Source organism: Deltaproteobacteria bacterium, from assembly GCA_016177765.1.
Taxonomy (GTDB): Bacteria; UBA10199; UBA10199; order JACPAL01; family JACOUP01; genus JACOUP01.
The window spans coordinates 1-3,243 of record JACOUP010000016.1; the positions used below are offsets into that span (position 1 = coordinate 1).

A 3,243-nucleotide genomic window follows, 5' to 3' on the forward strand; every position below is an offset into this window, starting at 1 on the left:
CGCAATTTGGATCGGGGTTGACGGAGGAGCGGATGAGATACGACCTGAAGCTGAACTGCATAAATTGTGGCCACACTGTCGCCTTAGATGAGAATGTCTATGTGGATTATGAGGGTCCGGTCAAGTGCAATGCCTGCGCTGCAATCCTCAGCGTGAGGTTGCAAGATGGCAAGCTGCAGCTCATGGAATTTGTCAGGAGCTCGCGGGCCGAGGCTGAGGACCCTTCGCCGCGCCAGTGAGGGGAGCTACCATTGAACCTTTTCTCGCACGCGCAAAGTCCAAACGGGCTCCAACTCGGTGAAACGTTTGTCTCTCCCCACGAAGGGAGATTTGTTTATTGTATGACGGGATGCGGAGGAGGGGATTACCCTTTTACCGGGCTTGAGGGTGCAAGGCTGGAAACGATCTCTTATAGGGAGATCGCTGCGGTTGTGAGCCCGCTCAGGGCTAGCAGCTTCCGTCCTTTGGAAAAAGAGGCATTAACGGAATCTATTCTTAAGCACCAAGAGGTGAACTGTCGCATCTTCGAGACGCGCACCGTAGCGCCGGTGAGATTCGGAACCATTGCCGATGGTCCGGCCGAGGTTAAAGAGCTACTGCAAAGGATCTACCTCCAGGTCAAAGCGGAGTTGAAGAGGTTAGAGAGGAAAGTCGAACTGGCCGTTCGCGCCTCGTGGGATCTTCACGCCGTTCTTCTAGGGGCGAAAAATGAGATCCTGATAGAGGACTCCGGAGCTGTAGATCTCCAACAGAGGATCGCCATTGGAAGGCGGGTCTTTGAGGCCGTAGATAAAAGAAAGAAGACCATCGTAAACACGATCCACAATCGTCTCTACCCTGTGGCAGTGGATTTCACTGTAGGAAGGCCCGACGGGGAAGAGATGATTTTTGACCGCAGTTATCTGGTCGAGAGAGAAAAAGAAGCCCTTTTTGATGAGGCCGTGAACCATTTAGCCAACGAGTACGAGGGGAGGGTCGGCTTCAAGTACATGGGTTCCCTGCCGCCCTACAGCTTCACCCGTCTGGAGATTGCGCAGGGGAACTTTGATGTCGTGGACGAGGCCAGGAAGACTCTGGGTTTGCCGGAGAAGACTTCCTTTGAGGAGGTAAAGACTTGCTACAGAAGGCTCAGCCTGGCCCATCACCCGGACAGAAATCCCGATGATCCAGCCGCAGAGGAGCGTTTCAGAAACGTTGCTCAGGCCTATGAGATCCTGGAGGCTTATTGTGAAAATAATAGCTGGCTCGAGGAAGGCCGGATCTACTCATTCACCAAAGAGGATGTGGAAAGCGCTGTGATTGTGAAAAGTGGGAGCGGATAAGTAATGACACGGATGGGAACTCAAGACGCGGTGCTGGATGAGGAAGAGAAGAGGTCGCAAGGGAAGTTTCTCTACGCGGTTATTCTCTCGGATAGAGAGCGGGAGTTTGGCCCGGTTGGCCTGGAAGGTGGCAGGGTTTACTCGATTCCTTACCAGGACATCGCTGCAGTCGTTAGCGACTACCCGGTCACAGAAATCAAGTTCCTCAGAAAAAATCTCTCCCCGTATCATCTGACGATCAGAAGGGTCTCCGAGGAGTGCACCGCTATTCCGGCAAAATTCGGTCAAGTGGCTGACGATGCCGATAAGGTCAGGAAGGTGCTTAAGGCCAACTATGATGAGCTGAAAGGGGAACTCGTCAGGTTGAAGGACAAGGTGGAGATGGGGCTGAAGGTCTGTTGGGCCGTGGAGAACGTCTTCGAATACATAATAGCTAAAAGTCGCGAGGTGAGGCATCTGCGCGACAGGGTTCTTAGAAGCTCCACCCCGCTCACGCGCCAGCAGCGGATCGATGTCGGCGCCCTCGTCTACGACGCGCTGACCGAGGCGAGGGGGGAGATCACGGAAAAGGTGATCACTTGCGTGCAAGATTCCGTGGAGGAGGTAGAGATCAACGAGATCACCGAACAGAAGATGGTAATGCACGGTGTCTTTTTGGTTCGCAAGGATCGCCGGAATGATTTTGACGCTGCGGCCCAAAAGGTAGCAGATCTCCTGGGCGAGGATTACGCCATTAAGGTGGATGGCCCCTGGGTTCCCTTTAGCTTCATAAGGCACATCGAGCTTTTTGAGGTGCTTAACGAGGAAGGTGGGACAGAGGCGGCTTAACAGATGAAAGGCGCCATTCAATATATTCCCGCGTATCTCCCGAAGGGGAGGTATCTCTACGGGATCATACGGGCGGAAGGTAAGCCGGACCTTCCATCGATCGGCCTCAGAAGGGCCAAGGTTTACACCGTCAACTTTAAGAACATCGCGGCTGTGGTGAGTGATCACCCCCTGATCAAGATAAGACCGGTAAGAGAGGACCTCACCTCGCACCACGAGGTAATTAAGGAGGTGATCAAAAACTTCACTATCATTCCCATGGCCTTCGGCCACATCGTCCGCAGCGCCGGGGAACTCCGCCGCGTCCTTGAAGTTAACTACCCTCGCATTGATCAGGAGTTAGAGCGCCTCTGCAACAAAGTAGAGATGAGCTTAAGGATCCTCTGGGACGTGGATAATATCTTTGAATACTTCCTCAACAGGGATCGGGAGCTGCGCGATTTCCGCGATACGATCTTCGGGCGCTCCCGCCAGCCCACCCAGGGCGAAAAGATTGAGCTCGGACGCCTGTTTGAAAGCAAGCTCAACCAGGAAAGGCAAAAACATGCCGAGAGGGTGCTGAAGGTCCTCAGCGGTTACACGGTGGATGCCAAGATCAATCCGCCGACCCACGAGAAGATGGTCATGAATGGGGTTTTTCTCGTTGAGAAAGGGAAGGAAGGGCTTTTTGAGGGGGCGGTTCATCGGGTGGCGGCCCTTTTTGATGGCAACTTCACCTTTGATTACAGCGGGCCGTGGGCGCCGCACAACTTCATCGAGCTTGAGCTAGCCGAGCTGGGGTCGCTTACACATTACAAAATGAAGATTGCAAATTGCAAAAATCAAAATGGGGTGCATTCATAAATTGACCTTTACCTCTCTGTTTTGCGTTTTTCAGTTTGCACTTTGCATTTTGCATTGGAACGGAGTTCGTTATGGCATTTCTAATCGACAGTTTTCTTCTGTTTATTGCTGAAAACATCCTTGAGCAGGCTGAAAGGGAACTTATGAATGAGGATGAGGTGAGGAACGAGCTTAAGGAGCTTTACGAGCAGCTTGAGAGCCGGCGGATTACCGAAGCGGAGTTCGAAAAAAGGGAAGAGGAGCTGGTCAA

The 3,243-nt window shown here is 52.8% G+C and carries 4 protein-coding genes; all 4 read left to right on the forward strand.

Going from position 1 to position 3,243, the window contains the following annotated elements:
* Positions 1-341: 341 nt before the first annotated feature.
* The gene (locus HYS22_09360; GenBank protein MBI1910359.1) at positions 342-1,322 is read left to right on the forward strand and encodes a GvpL/GvpF family gas vesicle protein; all 981 of its coding nucleotides are present in this window, start codon (positions 342-344) and stop codon (positions 1,320-1,322) included.
* 12 nt (positions 1,323-1,334) lie between these two features.
* Positions 1,335-2,150, forward strand: a complete 816-nt coding sequence (locus tag HYS22_09365; GenBank protein MBI1910360.1) for a GvpL/GvpF family gas vesicle protein — start codon at positions 1,335-1,337, stop codon at positions 2,148-2,150.
* 3 nt (positions 2,151-2,153) lie between these two features.
* On the forward strand, positions 2,154-2,993 hold the full coding sequence (locus HYS22_09370; GenBank protein MBI1910361.1) for a GvpL/GvpF family gas vesicle protein: 840 nt from the start codon (positions 2,154-2,156) through the stop codon (positions 2,991-2,993).
* Between the two features lie 71 nt (positions 2,994-3,064).
* A partial coding sequence (locus HYS22_09375) for a gas vesicle protein GvpG (GenBank protein MBI1910362.1) occupies positions 3,065-3,243 on the forward strand: 179 nt, incomplete at its 3' end.

Bases quoted from the DNA above. Each gene is read 5' to 3' on its own strand.
- HYS22_09360 (MBI1910359.1), top strand. From the start codon at position 342: ATGACGGGATGCGGAGGAGGGGATTACCCTTTTACCGGGCTTGAGGGT.
- HYS22_09365 (MBI1910360.1), top strand. From the start codon at position 1,335: ATGGGAACTCAAGACGCGGTGCTGGATGAGGAAGAGAAGAGGTCGCAA.
- HYS22_09370 (MBI1910361.1), top strand. From the start codon at position 2,154: ATGAAAGGCGCCATTCAATATATTCCCGCGTATCTCCCGAAGGGGAGG.